Annotated in this window: 9 protein-coding genes; 6 read left to right on the forward strand and 3 right to left on the reverse strand. The window is 61.2% G+C overall.

Translation table 11 applies throughout. The features are described from left to right. Nucleotides 1-23: 23 nt before the first annotated feature. From ACN6KF_RS30200 to ACN6KF_RS30210, 3 genes are all read left to right on the forward strand, one after another. The gene (locus ACN6KF_RS30200; RefSeq protein ID WP_434960569.1) at nt 24-1,109 is read left to right on the forward strand and encodes an ABC transporter ATP-binding protein; all 1,086 of its coding nucleotides are present in this window, start codon (nt 24-26) and stop codon (nt 1,107-1,109) included. Between the two features lie 28 nt (nt 1,110-1,137). Beyond that, the gene (locus ACN6KF_RS30205; RefSeq protein ID WP_434960570.1) at nt 1,138-2,133 is read left to right on the forward strand and encodes a zinc-binding dehydrogenase; all 996 of its coding nucleotides are present in this window, start codon (nt 1,138-1,140) and stop codon (nt 2,131-2,133) included. 760 nt (nt 2,134-2,893) lie between these two features. After that, complete coding sequence (locus ACN6KF_RS30210) at nt 2,894-3,259, forward strand: tail fiber domain-containing protein (protein WP_434960571.1); 366 nt, start codon at nt 2,894-2,896, stop codon at nt 3,257-3,259. A gap of 91 nt (nt 3,260-3,350) precedes the next feature. Here the strand turns inward: ACN6KF_RS30210 and ACN6KF_RS30215 are convergent, their stop codons facing one another. The 3 genes from ACN6KF_RS30215 to ACN6KF_RS30225 form a co-directional block, all read right to left on the reverse strand. Then, nucleotides 3,351-5,675 (reverse strand): caspase family protein, encoded by a 2,325-nt coding sequence (locus ACN6KF_RS30215; RefSeq protein WP_434960572.1) that lies wholly within the window; start codon nt 5,673-5,675, stop codon nt 3,351-3,353. A gap of 195 nt (nt 5,676-5,870) precedes the next feature. Further along, nucleotides 5,871-7,148, reverse strand: a complete 1,278-nt coding sequence (locus ACN6KF_RS30220) for a type VI secretion system protein TssA (RefSeq protein ID WP_434960573.1) — start codon at nt 7,146-7,148, stop codon at nt 5,871-5,873. 201 nt (nt 7,149-7,349) lie between these two features. Beyond that, nucleotides 7,350-8,717, reverse strand: coding sequence for a sensor histidine kinase (locus ACN6KF_RS30225; protein WP_434960574.1), 1,368 nt, complete (start codon nt 8,715-8,717; stop codon nt 7,350-7,352). Between the two features lie 281 nt (nt 8,718-8,998). Here ACN6KF_RS30225 and ACN6KF_RS30230 point away from each other — a divergent pair, with 281 nt between their 5' ends. The 3 genes from ACN6KF_RS30230 to tagH all read left to right on the forward strand — a co-directional run bounded on the left by ACN6KF_RS30230 (nt 8,999) and on the right by tagH (nt 12,978). Next, nucleotides 8,999-10,756, forward strand: coding sequence for a type VI secretion system Vgr family protein (locus tag ACN6KF_RS30230; protein WP_434960575.1), 1,758 nt, complete (start codon nt 8,999-9,001; stop codon nt 10,754-10,756). Between the two features lie 307 nt (nt 10,757-11,063). After that, nucleotides 11,064-11,618: a DUF6931 family protein gene (locus ACN6KF_RS30235; RefSeq protein WP_434960576.1), complete on the forward strand. Its 555-nt coding sequence runs from the start codon at nt 11,064-11,066 to the stop codon at nt 11,616-11,618. A 46-nt stretch (nt 11,619-11,664) separates the two neighbouring features. Beyond that, complete coding sequence (tagH, locus tag ACN6KF_RS30240; RefSeq protein ID WP_434960577.1) at nt 11,665-12,978, forward strand: type VI secretion system-associated FHA domain protein TagH; 1,314 nt, start codon at nt 11,665-11,667, stop codon at nt 12,976-12,978. Nucleotides 12,979-13,327 lie beyond the last annotated feature (349 nt).

The raw sequence follows: 13,327 nt of genomic DNA on the forward strand, positions 1-13,327 counted from the left end.
CAGGCAGTTGGGAGTGTAACCGCATGTCATCCGTAACGCTGCGCGGTGTCATCAAGCGCTATGGCCAGATTGAGGTCGTGCACAATATCGACCTGGCGATCGAGGAGGGAGAGTTCGTGGTCCTGCTGGGACCGTCGGGCTGCGGCAAGACGACGACCCTGCGGATGGTCGCGGGCCTCGAAGACATTTCGCAAGGCGAAATCGAGATCGCGGGCAGGGTGGTGAACAGCGTCGCGCCCAAGGACCGCCAGATTGCGATGGTCTTCCAGAACTACGCTCTCTATCCGCATATGACGGTGCGGCAGAACATGGAGTTCGCGCTCAAGCCGCAAAAGCTCTCGGCCCAGGACGTTGCGGCTCGTATCACCGAGGCCGTCCGGATACTCGGCCTGGAGGCCCTGCTCGATCGCAGGCCATCGCAGCTTTCCGGCGGCCAGCGCCAGCGTGTAGCCATGGGACGGGCGATGGTGCGCACGCCCAAGGTCTTCCTGTTCGACGAGCCGCTCTCCAACCTGGACGCGAAGCTCCGCACGCAAGTCCGGCTCGAAATCGCCAAATTGCACAAGCGCCTCGGGACGACCGTGCTTTATGTCACCCATGATCAGGTCGAGGCCATGACCCTGGCCGACAAGATCGTGATCATGAAGGACGGTCACATCGCGCAAGTCGGCTCCCCCGAAGAGGTTTTCGCGCATCCTCGCAATTTGTTCGTGGCGACCTTCATCGGAAGTCCGGCGATGAACCTCATCCCCGCCGAGGTTCAGCAGGCGAACGGTCAAGCAATGCTTTCGGCCGGGCCATTGGGCTTCCCGGTGCCGGCCTCGATCGCCACCCGGCTCAAGGCCGGTCAGAACGCCGTCATCGGCATACGTCCCAGCGACATCCAGGTCGTCCCCGATGGGACGCCAGGTCATGACGCCTCGATCGAGGTCACGGAATATCTCGGCTCGGAAGCACTCCTGAATCTGCGGATCGGCGAACAGGAACTCTGCGCCCAGATCCCGGCTTCCAGCCGCCCCTCGGCCGACCGGCAAAGCATCCGGGTTAATTTCGACCCCCGGCATCTTCACGTCTTCGACGCCACCAGCGGCGAAGCCATCAGGGCGTGACCGCCCATCCAGAAGTTTGAGGACCGTCATGGGCCGCGAAGTCGTATTCACAGGCAAGCAGCAATTCGAACTCCTCGACTATGAGGAGGAAAAACTGGGCGGGAGTGAGGTGCGTGGGCCCACCCTGGTCACGCTTATCAGCCCCGGCACCGAGCTTGCCTGGGCCAATGGCGACAGCTTTCCGATCCGCCCGGGCTATGCGGCGGTTTTTCGGGCTGAGGAGATCGGTACGGCCGTGACGGATGTGAAGGTGGGGGATCGCCTGCTCTGCATGGGCGGTCATCGGTCCTCCCAGCAGTTCGATCACCGTTACACGCTTAAGGTACCCGAGGACATGCCGGCGGAACTTGCCGTCGTCGCACGATTGATGGGCGTGTCGATGACCACGCTGATGACGACGGCGGCTCGTCCCGGCGAGAAGGTCATCGTTTGCGGCGCTGGCCCGGTCGGCTACCTGGCAGCCCATCAGTGCCAGATCGCGGGCTATGACGTCACCATCGTCGAGCCGGATCACGGGCGCCGTGAAAAGGCACTCGCTTCCGGTATTGGCCGGGCACTGGCCGCCATTCCGGTCGAGGACGCGGACTATCGAGGGAAGGTCGCCCTCGTGATTGATTGCTCCGGCCACGAGAAGGCTGTGCTCGATGGCTGCAAAGTCGTCCGCAAGCGCGGCGAGGTTGTGCTGGTGGGCGTTCCCTGGAAGGCTTACACGGACATCTCGGCCCATGAAATCCTGCACGAAGTCTTTTTCAACTATGTCGTGCTGCGCAGCGGCTGGGAATGGGAGATTCCTGTCCTTTCTCGCGGGTTCATATGGGAAGAACTCTATGAGGGCTACAACAACGCGCCGCACAGTACCTTCTCTGGTCTGGCGACCGCACTCAAATGGCTGGCGGACAACCGCATTCCGACTGCCGGAATGTTCAGCGCGATGACACCATATGACCCCGCCACGTCCTATCGGAGATTGCTCCGGAAGGAAGTCGAGGAACCATTCGTCATCCTCGATTGGACCGCGGCCTGAGTTCTTTGAAGCCGGACTGTCGAGCCTATATGACCGTTGGGGCGGTTCAAGCGCGTTTTGAGGGATCGTAAGAGACCGCATTTGAGCGAGCTGCAGATCCAACTGGCAAACCGCTCTGCGAATCAGCGTGGGTTACTCCCACTGCGGCTTGCTTGCGCCGGCGGCAAGAGGCTGATCCAGTTCTGGCAGCCGCGGATGGATCCTTGGTTTGGTTGACGGCCGACCTTCCCAACTCGGAAAGGCCTCTCGAGCCAATCATCTCTCGGGGGCGTTTGGCTGCCGATCGCCCGGAAAACACGGTCTTCATTCCAGGCTGGCTCACACCGGGACGTCTGGAATTGCTTTGCAAAGACAGACTATATCTATGTGACGAACGGGTTTTGTTCTATATCCTCACCAGGGTCGTCGTCTTCGCGCTTGTTTTGTTGACCATTTGGTCAGTTCAGCGGGGCGGCTTCTATACAGGTCGGCCTGTTCCTCTGTGCGGGCTGTCACGCCTGAATCCGTCGTACTTGTTATGATCCTTATCGGCGCGGTGTGTGCCGCCAGATTTTAGGAGATACTGATGACGAGCAAATTTGAAGTTCGGCGGGGCCTGTTGTTTGGGGTCTTGGGAAGCGGGCTGGCCGTTGTGCTTGCCAGCTGCGCGTCAGGTTACCCCGACGAACCTGTCTACGTGGACGAACCGGAGCCCCTGCGTCGGAAGACGAGGCCGACCAGACCTCATCACAAGATGATGCCCCCTCGCAGGCGCGTGATCATGGAGCCAGGCGCTGGCGACGATGAACGCGGCCCGATGCCCAGCGGCGGTGGCGGAGGAGGCAGTGGGGGCGGAAATAGCGGCGGCGGCGGCTCGAGCGGGGGCGGCGGGTGGTCGGACCGCCGGCTCAAGACCGATATCCGTGCCATCGGCCAGTCTCCCAGCGGCCTCACCATCTATCGCTTCCGCTATGTCTGGGGCGGCCCGATCTATGTGGGCGTCATGGCCCAGGATCTTCTTGAGACACACCCGGAAGCGGTCATCCATACCGACAGTGGCTACTTCATGGTGGACTATGACCGCATCGATGTGAAGATGACGATGTTGGCGGATTATCAAAGGGCCGCACACCTGCTCGGTCGCTGAGTGCAATAATGCCGACAGCATAGAACCTGGCTTGAAGCCAGGTTCTATGCCGTAGAAAAGAACTGTCCTTCGCCTCCGTTGCGACGCTGCGTCAGAACAGGTCGAGACGAGGATTGCGCTTCTGCCAGGCCTTGCGAGCAAGCAGCACGACCATGCTGTCGACATCCGATGTCGGGGCCACCGCATCGCTGCCCAACTCGCCATTGAGCTTGTCGATGACCTTCTTTTTCTCGGCCAGCGGTAGAGCCTGAAGATTTCCGGCTTCTTCTTTGTGTTCGCCGTAAGCATCGAGCGCGACGGCGAGGCTCGAATACCAGACAGCCTTTTCCAGATCGCGCTGCGCCGCCGGGCCTTTGGAATAGATCCAGCCCAGATTGGACGCTGCGTAGAAGTCGCCGCGTTCAGCGCCGATCTCATACCAGCTCGTGGCGGTCGCCAGGTCTTTCTTGACGCCATTGCCCTTGAAATACATGGCGCCGATATTGGTGGGCGCGCCGGGATGGCCGCCCTCGGAGGCTTGCTTGAACAATTCCATCGCCATGGCCGGCTTGCGCGCCACGCCTTTGCCGTCGAGATAGGCGATGCCCATATTGCGCATCGCATAGATGTCATTTCGCGCCAGGGCCGCTTCGTAGAACTTGACGCCGCGCTTTGGATTGGCCGGCAGGTTCTGGCCATAGTAATACATGGCGCCGACAGCATTCATCGCATAAGTATGCCCGAGTTCCACAGCCCGGTTGAGCAGCTTGACGCCCTCATCCACTGATTTGGTTACGCCTCGTCCCAGGGTTAGGTTGCGGCCATAGGCGAGCATGGCATAGGGGTCGCCACGGTCGGCGCCCATTTTGAACAGCCTGTTGGCTTCGACCAGATCCTGCGAGCGGCCGAGGCCGCGTTCGGCCAGATAGCCGAGCTCATAATACGCACGTGTATAGCTTGCATCGGCAGCCGCGTTGAAAAGTTCGATTGCGCCCGCAACGTCCTTATCGGCCAGCTTGGCGCGGCCGAGTTCGTATTTATAGCGCGCGACAGTGGGAAATTTGGCGACCGCCTCGCTGCAGGCGGCGATGGCCGGCTTGGCGTCGATCTCGTTCGGCAGCTTGCCGACGGTTACGCCCTGCGGGTCGAGTGGTTCGCCCGCCTTGTCGTCGCAGACGGGTACGAAAGACTCGATCTTGCCGGTGACGACCTGTCCCTCGCCGCCGGGCTGCTCGACCTTGAGCTGCACGCTTTGCACCTTGCCTTCCGAGCCGATCGACGGTTCGAAGGTGATGGCACGCACGGCGTTCTGGTCGACGACGTCACCCTCGGCCAGAGGCGCTCCGTTGAGATACATCGTACCGAAACCCGGTGCCGCGGCGATCTGGATTTGCGCGCCCGTCGCGGCGCGCACCAGCGGCAGATCGTCCAGCATCGCGACCTGGCCGACACCGATCGGCACGCGGCGCGGCTTGTTGAAGGTTTCGCCAAGCAGCGCGGCGACCTGTATCGGGGCTTCCTGATCGGTGAAAGTATCCGATCCCTGCTTGGGCGCCGGGCCAATCTTCACGGTGGCATTCCTGGCAACCTGTACGGGTGCCGCCGCGGCAATGCGGATGACAGGCTTGGCCAGATAGATCGGCTGGGCCAGCGTGCCGACCGACCAGGGGCGCTGGCGCTTGTTGGTGGCCGCCCACACGTCGTCGGTCACCTTGTCGAGCGCGCGCTGCACATCGACACCCAGCGTGAAGGAATATTTCACCATGGAGCCGGTGAATGGCGAATTGTCCCCGGTGCCATCTTCCGCGACCGCGCCGGGCTGGGTCGAATAGGCGATGAGGCTGCTCGGCGGGCTGGTCAGGGGGGCGAGGCCGACGCCGGCGACCGCCATCTGCTTTTGCGGCCCGACCAGGAATGAGCGGGACTGGAATGGATTGTTCCGGCACGAATCCAGATAAATGAGCTGCGCCTTGGAGTTCTGCTGCATATAGGCGAAGATCGTCTTGACGTTGATCGTCTCGACCTCCAGGTCGGCCGGATCCTTCAGCTTGGCATCGATGGGAATGATGCGGTTGTCGCCGCCCACCTGAATGCCATGGCCGGAATAATAGAACACGCTGAGGTCGGCGCCCGGCAGCGAGCGGATGAAGCGTTGCAGGGCCTTGTCGAAATCGTTCCGATCGAGGTCGAGCGCCGACACCACTTCGAAGCCTTCGCGTTTCAAGGCAGCCGCGACGGCCTGCGCATCCTTGTCCGGATTGTTGAGCTGGGGAACCACCGTGTAGTGGCTGTTTCCAACCACGAAAGCCACGCGCCGCTCCGCCGCCTTGACGCTCGCCGGCAAGGCAAGCATGACAGCCGCGAGCGCTGCAACCGGCAGGCCGGTCCTCCAAGCAAGGCAATGACGCTTGCCCGGATCCTGATTTGAGGTCAGCATCTCCACCAACGCCTCCTGTACTATATTTGACTCTATGATATCAGTTTTCGAAGCAGTTGCCCGCCACTCTCGAAATAGTGATATCGGCTTAGTCCGAAAGCATAGAAGAGGAGATAAGAATACCTTACTTAACTCCCCGAGTGTCTCGTTTGTTCGTCCCGATGAGCGACCCTGGTTGATTCAGGATTTAGAATCCTACTTCTCATCTTTGCGCGAGATTTCCATGAGAAGAGCATTGAAGTCCTTGGCTACCAGAGTTCTCGCCTTCTCGATCAGCATGGGGATCGGGCTCGATGGCTCGATATTGTTGTAGAAGATCTCGATCTGGCGCATCAGCGCCGTGGCCTCGCCGCGCGTCGCCACGGTATAGATGCGGGCCTCTGCCTCGGTCTCGTCCGGTTTGCCGTCCTCGACCGCCAGCGCCGAAAGCTGGGCGAAGCTCAAGGCAAAGGGCATGGTGCCGCCGATCTGGATCTTGGCTTTCTCGACCAGTCCAGGCGCCAATATCTTCATGACTTCCACGAAGGATTTGCCGACGAGTTGATGCGCCTGCTTGAGGAGAAGCCTCGCCGGGCTCGACGGTTCCTTGCCAGCATAATAGGTCAGGATCGCGGCCAGCGCATTGGATGCCTCCTTCACCGAAGCAACATTCGAAGGCGCGAAGGGAGCGGGCGGTGGGGCAGCGGCGTCGGCGCTTTCCGGCCTGCTTTCGGTTTCGGTAGGCGCCGCCGGTGCCAAGCCCGGCTCGCGTGTCGTGACGATACCATCCACGTAAGCGCGAATGGCGCGCACCAGATCTGGCAACTGCTCGAATTGGGGCGCTGCCTCGTGTCCTGCCTTGTCGATGAAAAGCTGGCGCAGGCTTTCGAGGCTGGCGAGGACAGTCTCAAGACTGGCCGATAAATCGACAAGCTGCTGCAGCGGCTCGAACCGCAGAAAGGCGTCCTTGATGCTGGAAGACTCGATGACCGTCTCCCCCTCGCGGGCAGGCAGCTTTCCTTCCCCGACCAGGACCGAGCGTATCGATACCGCACCGAGGCGCTTGTCGTTGATCAAAGTGGCGCTCTGCAGCGGCAGGACGACCGTGGGCAGGTCGTCGAGCGATTTGAGGAAGGCGGACCTCAGTTCCGCACCGCCGGCCGCCTGGGTCGGATGGCAATGATCCCACTGCGCGACGAGCAAGGCATTGCTCGCTGCGATGGCGTCGACGAAGCCGGACAAATCATCCGACAGAATATGATATTTCGCCGCCAGGATGAGATAGCGCAGATCGCGCGATTTCTCGAGATGAGTACGAAGATCGGCAAGCGTTTGCTTGGATTCGAACGACTTCCTGTTGAAACTGCGATAGCTCGCCGGCAATTGGCCTTCGGCGACACTCAGAAAATTCTGGGCATCGGCGTCGGCATCGGGATCCGGCCCGCAGGGAGTGTCGGCTGAAATCTCGTTCTCGATGCCGGCATAGACTGCCATCTTGGCCTACCTGTTGGGATCCCGCAGCGAAATGATGCGGTTCAGCGCCTCCACCTGCAACCCCCCATATGGGGGAGGTCGCAAAAATGCCGCGCGGATCATTGTCAAAGGCCGCGGCCGCCTTCCGCAATCTGTGTTTTGGAACGATCGATCCACTGTCGGTGTCTTATGAAAAGCAATTCCGTGGGTCTTGCGAGCGGTCTATTGCTCCGCTGCCTGTCCTTCCTCCAGGTTCAATCCATGCCTGCGGACCAGCGGCAGCCAAAGGATGGTGGCGGTGCCTTCGCCCTGTTTGCTCAATACGTCCAGCGTGGCACCCAGGGCTTCGGCGCGTTGGACCATGTTCCGGCGGCCGCGGCCTATGGCCGGAGCGTTTATATCGAAACCGCTGCCATTGTCGGCAATCTCGACGCGAAGACCCGGCCTTCCCTGCAGCAGCGCCATCTTGCACTTGAAGGTGAGCTGCGTCGCCTTGCTATGGCCCATGGTGTTGCTGACCGATTCCTGCAGGATCCGCAGCACGTGCAAGGCGCTCGGCGCGTCGAGCCAGTCGAGCTCCGGCACGTCTTCGACCATCCATTTGACCGCAATCCCTGATTTTCGCAGCTCGGGCTCGTAGCGATAGCGCAGGCTGGCAAGGAGGGTGGCGACATTGCCTTCCACCGGCTCGAGCGAGTCGACCGCAACGCGAAGATCGGTCAGAGCGCCCTTGAGGGCGACCACAGCCGTCGTGCTCTCCTTGCCCTGGCGTTCGGCCGAAGCCAGCGCCGCCACCAGGCTCGAGCCGATGCCGTCATGAATCTCCCGCATCAGGCGCTCGCGTTCCAGCTTCACGGCATGGGCGATTTCGAGGGCGTGCCTCGCGCTTTCGCTCGCCAAGAGATTGGCCTTGGTGGTCTCGATGCGTTGGCCGAGCGTCTGGTTGAGCCTTTCTCGTGCCTCGGCATTGGCCAGGATATGCCTGAGGATGACGAAGCCGCTGAAGCCCAATAGGACGACTCCGGCATAAGGCGCGAGCCGCGTGCCGTGGCCGGACCGGATCGTCCCGGCATAGAGATCGAAACCAACCGCGCCGAGACCGAGCGCATAGAGAATGACCAGGGCCAGTTTTTCGGGCGCGCCAATCTGTGCTTCCGCCCTCGTTGCGAAGAAGCCCAGTATGAGCAGTGATACGCCTATGGTCGCAAGGCCCGCGATCCGCATGATCTCCAGGCCATGGAATGGGAAAGCTGCGGCGCCGAGGCCGAGGCAGCCCAACGCCATCACTACCACCAGGCCGCGAGGAAGGCTCGCACCGACCAGGCTCGCAGCCAGGCCGAGTGTGGTGAAAAGCAGCGGATAGAGCAGGGCGATCCGGTTGACCGGAAGGCCGAAGGGCCGTGCTTCGATCTCGGCCAGGCCCTCGAGATTGAACAGGCACCAGGCAACACCCGCACAGCAGAGCCACGCCAGGACGTTCTCCCGTCGGCGCAGCAGCCAACTCATCAGGGCAATTGCCGCGATGACAGCCAAGGTATCGGTGGCGAGCAGATGTCCCAACTGCCCCAAATCTTCCGCAACCGGGCTCATACACCGTCCTCAATGCAATATGGCTGCCTGGCTGGATCGCCGCTCGTCAACGGAGCAGCAGGCGCTTAAATCAGCACAGCGACAGGCCCTCCAATAAGAATAGCAAGAATGTCGAAACCCACCAGCCCGAGATGCGAGGACTATGGCCGGGACCCCCTAAATGTGGGAAGCGACAAAGCGTCTATGCCGTAGACGCTGAACTTGAACAGAGCTAGCCTTCATTGGCCGACGTGGTAGAGCGAGGGCAGGCTGTGGCACAAATATTCGGTCAAGACACACGAATGGGCTCTTTCACGAGCAGCCTTGGCAAGGACAAGCTCGTCGTCACCCGGTTCGAAGGCTCGGAGGGCCTCAGCGAGCTTTTCGAATACCGCCTCGAAGTGGTCAGCGACGACAACGAGGTCGATTTCGACAAGATTCTCGGCACCAAATGCCGTCTGGATATCCAGTCCCATCATGAGGGTGTCAAACGCAACTTCAACGGCGTGCTGGTGGAGACGCAATGGATCGGCAGGGACCAGGATCTGCGCTATTATCGCCTGGTGCTCCGCCCCTGGCTGTGGCTGCTGACCAGGACCACCAATTGCAAGATCTACAGCCACATGACCGTACCGGAGATCATCAGCCAGGTCCTGAACAATCGCGGCTTCATCCAGTTCGAGCAACGTTTATCGGAAAGCTATCCGCAGCTCGAATATTGCGTGCAGTATCGCGAAAGTGATTTTGCCTTCATCTCAAGGCTGATGGAGGAATACGGAATCTACTATTATTTCGAACATAGCGAGTCCGACCATAAGCTCGTCATGGCGGATGCGAGTGCGGCGCATGAGCCCAAGCTCGGTGGCGCGGCTCTCGAATTTGCGGCTGTCGGCCTCGACAACATCACCCTCAAGGACAGGCTGAACGAATGGGCCGAAGGCCGGCGCCTGCGATCCGGCAAGGTCACGCTGGACGACTACGATTATCACAAGCCCAGCACTGACCTGATGGCGGAAAAGGCGGCCAGCGCCAGGTACCAGCATGGCGACCTCGAACTCTATGATTATCCCGGCCGCTATACGGAGAAGGGCGATGGCACCACGCTTGCCAATGTCAGGCTGGAGGCCGAGCAGGCCATCGACAAGCGCGTGACCGCCGGCGGCGACGCCGTCACCTGCTGCCCGGGCTTCACCATGACGCTCGCTGGCAATCCCCCGGCCAGCAAAGGCACTAAATATCTGATCGTGCGGGCCCATCATCTCTTTCGCGCCCAAGCCTATCGCTCGGTCGACGCGTCCGGCGAGGAAGGCTATTCCGGCAGCTACGAGTTTCAGCCGCTCGACATTGCCTTCCGGGCACCGGCCGTGACGGCCAAGCCGGTCATTCACGGTCCGCAGACCGCGCTGGTGGTCAGCGACGTGGACGACCAATGCCGCATCGAGGTGCAGTTCTTCTGGGATCGCGACAAGACCCAGTCCCGCTATGTGCGGATCGCGCAGAACTGGGCCGGAAATGGCTGGGGGGACGTCAAGATCCCACGGGTCGGCATGGAGGTCGTGGTCAATTATATCGAGGGTGACCCGGACCAGCCTTTGGTGACGGGCAGTGTCTACAATGCGGAGAATGTCGCGCCCTATGTGAAGGACAAGCTCAACGCCGTATCAGGCACCAAGACGCAGACGCTCAGCGGATCGGGCTATAATGAGCTGATCATGGACGATACCGCCGGCAACGAACTGATCCGATTCCACGCCCAGCACGACCTCGAGGGCAAGGTCGAGAACGACGAGAGGCGCGAGATCGGTCAGAATGTCGAGGTGAAGATCGGCAACAACCGTGACGAAACCATCATGTCGACCTGGACGGTGAAGGCCAATCAGAAGATCGAGTTCACCGTGGGCACGAGCACATTTACCATGACGCCCGTCGGGATAACGCTCAAGTCGACCATGATCACCGTCAAGGCCAGCGCATTGCTGCAAGTACAGTCGGATGCGCTCGGCCAGGTGACGACCGGCGCACCCTTGACGATTCAGGGTGCCTTGGTTTTCGTCAATTAGCGCGTGTCTTTACCGTCCGGCCGAACAAGCGATAGTAAAGATCCACAGCACCGCAACGCATTTTCAGAAATCGGTTGGGATGCTGTGGAAGCATTTTTGGTTGGACGAAAGTGCGAGAAATTGCAAAAATACGTTTAAACAATGAGTTAGCGCAAAGAATGGTGCCGCCTTATCGGCTCACTCGTGTCATCCCAGGCACAACTTGTCTGCAAGTTGTGCCTGAGCACGCATCGCAGCACGAAGTGATGCGATATCGGGGTGTGACCGCGAGCAGAAAGAGCGCGTTCGAATGGTCGCAGGAGACGAGATGAAGCATCTTCGGTTCTCGACGGCCCGGCAGGTGATCGAAGCTTTCCCGAATCTCGATGGCGAGTTTTCCGGATATAATCTCGACCTTGAGCCTTTCGCGTTCATCGACGCCTTGCTGGCACAGGGCGGCGCACGCAAGGCCATGGCGTTCTGCGCCTTCTTGCTGCCGCGCCGCGAGGCGGTGCAATGGCTCAGCTTGGCGCTGCGCCAGCGCCAGCCGCCGCCGAGCGCGGCGGAGACCGACCTGCTCCGCCTGGTCGAGGACTGGCTGAAGAAACCGATTGAATTCACCCGCCGCGCGGCCCTTGATGCCGGCATGGACGATCCCAACAAGGGGGCCTTCGCCTGGGCCGCCTTGGCGGTGGGCTGGAGCGGGGGCAGTTTGTCGCCCAATCCAGAACATCCGGTACCACCGCCCCCGCATCTGACCGGCCATGCCGTGAATGTCGGCTTGACTTTGCTGGTCGCCGGCCTGCCCTTGGCCAAGCAGGTCGATGGGATGGAAGACCTCGTCGGCGATGCCGTGGTGCTGCTGCGCCGCGGCGGTACCTGATCAGTTTACATTTGGCCTCATGACGTGACAGGACCTCGCAACCGCCATGCTGACACTCCGGATCGAGAACTTTGATCGCCTGCCCGATGGCGGGCCGTTGGAGTTTGCGATCGACAAGCGCGGTTTCGATTTCGGGCGCGACCAGCATCTCGACTGGACCTTGCCCGACCGCAACCGGGTAATCTCCGGCAAGCATTGCGAAGTGCGTTTCTATGATGGTGCCTATTGGCTGACGGATACCTCGACCAACGGCACCTTTCTCAATGGCGCCAGCAAGCGCCTGCAAAGTCCCTATCGTCTCGCCGATGGGGACAGGTTGGCGGTGGGTGACTATGTACTGGCGGTGTCGGTCAAGCTGCCGCAAGTCTCGGTCCAGCCGGCCCAGCCGGTGCCGTCTCCCGACCCGAGCCCGTCCTTGGCAAGTGCGGATATCTGGGACAGCCCGCACGAGGTGCCGCCGCCCATCGATGCCAGCCAATTGGTGCCGCGTTTGAGCGAAGTCGACCGCGGGCCGGATTTCCTGCACCAGGCAGCCTATGTGCCGCCACCCCTCGAGGAGGCGGAACCGATCCGCAAGCCGAGGCCGGCCATTCCAACGCCTGCCCCGGCCGCAGCGCTGTGGGAAAGCGAGCACCCCCGGCCGGTCGAACCCGCCAAGGCCGAACCGGCAGTTGAAGAGGCGGCACCGATCGTGGTCACGCCCGGGGAGGCGGCGGAGGCCCCCAAGCCAGCCGTGGCGAAGAACGTTGCGGCGCCATCTTCGGACGATGGCGGCGCGGCCGAGTTCATTCGCCGCTTTGCGGCCGGTGCCGGTATTCCAGAAAACGTTCTCAGCGGTGCCGATGCCGGCGACCTGGCTGAAGATGCCGGACGGCTCCTGAACACCGCCTGCCTGCATGTGATGGCCTTGCTACGGGCGAGGGCCGAGGCCAAGGCGCTGTCGCGTGCCGGCAACCGCACCATGATCAGCGCCGAGGACAACAATCCACTGAAATTCATGCCGACCCCCGAAGAGGCCTTGCGGGTGATGCTCGGCCCGCGGACGCGGGGCTATCTCGACGGTCAGGCCGCGCTTGAGAACGCTTTCGGAGACCTCAAAATGCACCAGGTCGCGTTTCTGGCCTCGATGCAGGCAGCATTGACCGAGCTTTTCGACGAATTGTCGCCCGAGGCCATCAAGACCGCCGCGGATGCCAGGAAATCCCTGTTTTCCGGCAAGGGGAACTATTGGGAGCTCTATGCCGAACGCTGGGCCGCCAGGGCCGGGCGCCGCGAACATGGCATGCTGGGCGCCTTCCTGGAACTCTATGCCGAGCAATATGACAAGCTGAGCGCCTCGAACCGCAATAGGCATTCGTAAGGCGCGCCTTTATGACCTGCAGGCAGTGTGCCGGGACGGCGTCGGTCTTCCGGGGTTCCGGAAGAGGGTGAAATGATACCATAGCCAGCTCCGCGTCCATTTTCGGCCCAAACCGGTCGCAGAACATGTCGCATAGCATCAAGTCTCAAAAACCCTGACCTATCGAAGACGTGGCTTTCCTGGGAGCGCGGACGTCCCTCCGACACTCAAGAGAGTGTCGGACGATCGGCTCTCCGTTCCGCAATTGCCGTGTTTCCAGAGAATCAATCTCAACGCGACCTGCTATTACAGCCGAACTCGACCACTGGTTCCACTGGGCCGTCGCCCGCAAAGTTGGCGCCCGTAGGCG

This window comes from Labrys methylaminiphilus subsp. lupini, from assembly GCF_051161885.1.
Taxonomy (GTDB): Bacteria; Pseudomonadota; Alphaproteobacteria; order Rhizobiales; family Labraceae; genus Labrys.

What these genes read in the sequence shown, in the direction of transcription:
- ACN6KF_RS30200 (WP_434960569.1), top strand. Translation starts at nt 24, where the DNA reads ATGTCATCCGTAACGCTGCGCGGTGTCATCAAGCGCTATGGCCAGATT.
- ACN6KF_RS30205 (WP_434960570.1), top strand. Translation starts at nt 1,138, where the DNA reads ATGGGCCGCGAAGTCGTATTCACAGGCAAGCAGCAATTCGAACTCCTC.
- ACN6KF_RS30210 (WP_434960571.1), top strand. Translation starts at nt 2,894, where the DNA reads ATGGAGCCAGGCGCTGGCGACGATGAACGCGGCCCGATGCCCAGCGGC.
- ACN6KF_RS30215 (WP_434960572.1), bottom strand. Translation starts at nt 5,675, where the DNA reads ATGCTGACCTCAAATCAGGATCCGGGCAAGCGTCATTGCCTTGCTTGG.
- ACN6KF_RS30220 (WP_434960573.1), bottom strand. Translation starts at nt 7,148, where the DNA reads ATGGCAGTCTATGCCGGCATCGAGAACGAGATTTCAGCCGACACTCCC.
- ACN6KF_RS30225 (WP_434960574.1), bottom strand. Translation starts at nt 8,717, where the DNA reads ATGAGCCCGGTTGCGGAAGATTTGGGGCAGTTGGGACATCTGCTCGCC.
- ACN6KF_RS30230 (WP_434960575.1), top strand. Translation starts at nt 8,999, where the DNA reads ATGGGCTCTTTCACGAGCAGCCTTGGCAAGGACAAGCTCGTCGTCACC.
- ACN6KF_RS30235 (WP_434960576.1), top strand. Translation starts at nt 11,064, where the DNA reads ATGAAGCATCTTCGGTTCTCGACGGCCCGGCAGGTGATCGAAGCTTTC.
- tagH (WP_434960577.1), top strand. Translation starts at nt 11,665, where the DNA reads ATGCTGACACTCCGGATCGAGAACTTTGATCGCCTGCCCGATGGCGGG.